Origin of the sequence: Aggregatilinea sp., from assembly GCF_036822615.1 — a bacterium.
Lineage (GTDB): Bacteria > Chloroflexota > Anaerolineae > Aggregatilineales > Aggregatilineaceae > Aggregatilinea.
The window spans coordinates 1-3,335 of record NZ_DAISHJ010000213.1 but is presented as its reverse complement, the minus strand read 5'-3'; the positions used below and the strand labels follow the sequence as shown (position 1 = coordinate 3,335).

The following is a 3,335-nucleotide window of genomic DNA, read 5'->3' as shown; positions in this document are numbered from 1 at the left end:
ACCGCGACCTCACCCCCGGCCCCTCTCCAATCTGGGTTGGAGAGGGGAGACAAGCTGCGCCCAACGGGGTTTGTAGGGGCGTATCGCAATACACCCCCACCGTGAGCCCCCGGGCGCGGGAACACGTGGGCGGGGCGGGAAACAAACAGGGCGGGTCACAGACCCGCCCCTACGTCGTCTCGTTGGTGCGGCTACCCGCTCCGCTCGTCGTCGGGGTATGGGGCGACGTGCGGCCTGTAGTGGAACTCGGCGCGGTGCGTCGCCAGCCACACGATCACGACGACCAGCGCGCCCAGCCAGATCAGGCCCCCGGTGCGCTCGAAAAAGCTCTCCGTGCTGTCGGGCAGGCCGCTGCGCGCCTCGCTGTAGCCGAACAGGAGCAGCAGCACGGTGTGCAGTGCAATCGCCGGGCTGCGCGACCAGGGTTTCATCCGCCAGACGCCGCGCAGGATCGCGGCGGTGACGACCAGCCCGGCGGCTCCGCCAGCCAGCACCACGACGTCCCGCGTCGAGAGCGGCGTGTTCACCGCCGCGTTCAGGGCCAGCACCACGGCGTAGATGCCCAGGTACATGCCCAGCAGCAGAATCCACAGCGTCACGCAGCCGGGCCGCTCGACGTGCGGCGCTTCCGGCGGCGGGACGTCTTCCAGGCGGGGCAGGCGCGTGCCGCACTGTTCGCAGGTGGTGCGCCATGCCGCGTTGAGACGTCCGCACGCCGAGCACGGGATACGGCGCGGCGCGGACGGATCGGGCGAAAGGGTCGATTGGGCGGGCGTGGGACTCCGGCTCCTTACGAGTGATCGACGAAATAGCTCTCGCACGCCGCATCGATGAGCGCGGGCGTCAACTGCGGCGGGATGCCTTCGTAGTCGCACAGCGCGACCAGGATCTTCAGCACGTCGCGCGGGTGGACGGCCTGCATCACGCGGCCCGGTTCGCGGTACCAGCGGTTCAGGAAGTGCAGGAAGCCATCTTTATCCAGCGGCACGTTCAGCGACTTCGCCATGGTGGCGAAGATCTGGAAGAACAGCCGCTCGTCCGGGCTTTCGACCATCACTTTCATCTGGATACGGCGCAGGAACGCGTCGTCCACCAGCGAGAGCGGATCGAGGTTCGTGCTGAACACGATGAGCTGGCGGAACGGCGTTTGCAGCGTCTGCCCGGTGCGCAGCCGCAGGAAGTCGTAGCCCGATTCGAGCGGCACGATCCAGCGGTTGAGCAGGTCGGCGGGGCGGATCTGCTGGCGTCCGAAGTCGTCGATGAGGAACATGCCGCCGTTGGCTTTCAATTGCAGCGGCCCCTCGTAGAATTTGGCGATCGGGTCGAAGCGCAGCTCGAGCGCCTCCATCGTCAGCTCGCCGCCGACCATCACCGCCGGGCGCTCGAACAGGCCCCAGCGGCGGTCTACTTCGTTCAGGCTGCTGGTGCGCAGCGACTTGAGCTGGTCTTTGCTGACCTCGATCTCGCGGAACAGCGACGGGTCGTACAGGCTGATGATGTAGCCCGCCGTGCTGATCGCGTACGGAACCCAGATCGGGTTCGCGCCGGAGATCAGGTGCGCGATCGATTCGGCGATCGAGGTCTTGCCGTTGCCGGGCGGGCCGTAGAGGAACAGCGACGTGCCCGCGTTGATCGCGGGGCCGATGCGACGGTGGAAGTTGTCGGGCAGCAGCAGGTGTTTCAACGCGCCCATGACTTCGGGCGGGGTGATGTGCAGCTTGCGCGAGGTTTGCAGCATGATCATCTTGCTGTAGCGCGCCAGCGAGACAGGCGCAGGCCCGATGTACTGCGTGCGTTCCATGGCGTCGCGGGCGCGCAGCGTGCCCGCGTCGGACAGCGAATAGCTGTAGGTGAAGCGCCCCATCGACCCGGCGCTGGCGACCTCGACCAGCTGGTCGTACTGCATCTTTTCCATGATGCCGTCGATCAGCTTCAGGTTCAGGCGGGTGACGTCGGCGAGGCGGCGCAGGCTTGCGACGCCCTCACTGAAGACGATGCGCAGCAGCAGGTCGTGTACCAGTGAAGCGGAGATGTCGAGGTCCTCCAGCGATAGGGGGGCCTGCATCAACTGCTTGAGCACGTCTACCTGCGATGAAACCGGGCGTGCTTCTTCCAATTCGTCGTCCTGAGGCGCTTGATCGTTTACTCGTGCATCGGGTTCCATTGTCTCTCAGCCCACGGCCCTCCACGGAGCCACTGATCGGCCAGCGTCTGTGCCAGCGCTTTATACATTTTCATCATCAAATCCGGGTGTTCCTGTTCCAAACGGTCGAGCGTTTCGGGGATAATCTTCAGCAGCCGGACGTCCAGACCCGCGGCGGCGGTATCCTGGCGCGGCTTGCCGACCAGCAGCCCCAGCTCGCCGAACGACTGCCCCTCGGTGACGATGGCGGTAGTGTATTCCGTGCCGTTCTCACCGCGCGCGAAGATCAGCACCATGCCCGACAGCACGAGGTACATGCCGTCCGACGGGTCGCCCTGCGCGAAGATAGTGGCGCGCGCCGGAAACGTGATCTCCTGCGCGTAGGACCGCAGCGTCTCGAATTCCTCGCCCGCGAACCCCCAAGTCACCAGCCAGTGTCCGGCCTGCTCCAGAGAAAAATCGTCTAAGGCCGTCATCGTGATCTCCGTCCTATCCTTCTACCTGCCGTGCAAGCTGCTGAATCGCGCGGGTGAAACCGGTATCGGGAGCCGTGCTGACCAGGGGCGCACCGCGCCGGATGGCGTTGATCTGCTCCGGCTCGAAGGGGATTTCGACGGATAACGTGCGCTTGAGCACTTTTTGCACCGTTTCGGCGGGGATGTCCCGCGTGCGGTGGACGTGATTGAGCGCCAGCTTGATGCGGCTGGGCGGAATGCCAAGCTGATCGAAGGCGGCTAACGACTGCATCGCGGTTTGCACCGAGGCCGGATCGTCCGACAGAACCAGCACGATGACCCGCGCCAGTCGCAGCGCGTACGCGCTGGCCGGTTCGAGCTGGGGGATGTCGAGCACCAACAGACCGCTCTCCGAACTCAGCGTGCGCAGCACCCGATCGACGACCGGCAGGCTGAGCGACTCGACCGGCGGCACGGGCGGCGCGGCCAGGACGCCCAGGCCGCTGTCGGGATGCCAGGTTACCAGCCCTTGAACCAGACGCTCGGCGGGCGGCTCGGTGTGGTGCAGCAGGCCGCCCCAGTGTTTGGGCGGCGAGAGATGCAGATGCAGCGGCACGTGCCCGCTGCCGGTGCTCAGATCGATCAGCGTGGTCTGGCGGCCCTGTTTCGCCATCCATATGGCGAGGTTGACAGCGACGGTCGTGCTGCCGGTTCCGCCGCGCAGCCCGGTGACCGCC

The 3,335-nt window shown here is 66.1% G+C and carries 4 protein-coding genes; all 4 read right to left on the bottom strand.

Features of this window, described 5'->3' with window-relative positions; all coding sequences use genetic code 11:
- Nucleotides 1-191 precede the first annotated feature (191 nt).
- Nucleotides 192-821: a hypothetical protein gene (locus V7116_RS25655; protein ID WP_324394852.1), complete on the bottom strand. Its 630-nt coding sequence runs from the start codon at nt 819-821 to the stop codon at nt 192-194.
- Nucleotides 791-2,116, bottom strand: coding sequence for a hypothetical protein (locus V7116_RS25650; protein ID WP_324394851.1), 1,326 nt, complete (start codon nt 2,114-2,116; stop codon nt 791-793). Before V7116_RS25650 ends, V7116_RS25655 begins: the two co-directional genes overlap by 31 nt.
- A gap of 26 nt (nt 2,117-2,142) precedes the next feature.
- Nucleotides 2,143-2,619: a Crp/Fnr family transcriptional regulator gene (locus V7116_RS25645; protein ID WP_324394850.1), complete on the bottom strand. Its 477-nt coding sequence runs from the start codon at nt 2,617-2,619 to the stop codon at nt 2,143-2,145.
- A 13-nt stretch (nt 2,620-2,632) separates the two neighbouring features.
- Nucleotides 2,633-3,335: AAA family ATPase (locus V7116_RS25640; protein ID WP_324394849.1), on the bottom strand; the 703-nt coding region annotated here is incomplete at its 5' end.

What these genes read in the sequence shown, in the direction of transcription:
- V7116_RS25645 (WP_324394850.1), bottom strand. Translation starts at nt 2,619, where the DNA reads ATGACGGCCTTAGACGATTTTTCTCTGGAGCAGGCCGGACACTGGCTG.